Source organism: Flavobacterium sp. FlaQc-47 (genome assembly GCF_044006475.1).
Classification (GTDB): domain Bacteria; phylum Bacteroidota; class Bacteroidia; order Flavobacteriales; family Flavobacteriaceae; genus Flavobacterium.
The window spans coordinates 1-409 of sequence record NZ_JBIPCQ010000017.1; the positions used below are offsets into that span (position 1 = coordinate 1).

1 protein-coding gene and 1 rRNA gene are annotated in these 409 nt (G+C 35.5%); one reads left to right on the forward strand and one right to left on the reverse strand.

Annotated features, from left to right (window positions below; genetic code table 11):
* Positions 1–14 precede the first annotated feature (14 nt).
* Positions 15–176 (forward strand): transposase, encoded by a 162-nt coding sequence (locus ACHRVX_RS23815; RefSeq protein WP_395337085.1) that lies wholly within the window; start codon positions 15–17, stop codon positions 174–176.
* Between the two features lie 146 nt (positions 177–322).
* Here ACHRVX_RS23815 and rrf read toward each other — a convergent pair.
* Positions 323–409: ribosomal RNA gene (gene rrf / locus ACHRVX_RS23820) — 5S ribosomal RNA — on the reverse strand; the annotation flags it as partial.

Below are 409 nucleotides of genomic sequence, written 5' to 3' on the forward strand. Positions count from 1 at the left end.
TCCTACTTAATACAATTACTTTTAACTACCAGTCAATCTTAAATTATTTTGATAACAGAAGTACTAATGCTTCAGCAGAATCTTTCAATGCAAAAGTAAAAGCTTTTAGATCGCAATTTAGAGGAGTAAGGAAAATAGATTTCTTCGTATTCAGATTATCTAATCTTTTTGCTTAATCCTCAACTTTTGCACCTGATCCGTTTTAGTGTTGATCCAGCCTGATCCTATTTGCATCTGACGCTGATTCAAATCGAAGTCTATAGATTGACTATTTTCCAACAAAAAAAAATCCTCATCAAATAAATGATGAGGATTTTATAAAAAAAGGCGACGACATACTCTCCCACATAACTGCAGTACCATCTGCGCAGGCGGGCTTAACTACTCTGTTCGGGATGGGAAGAGGTGA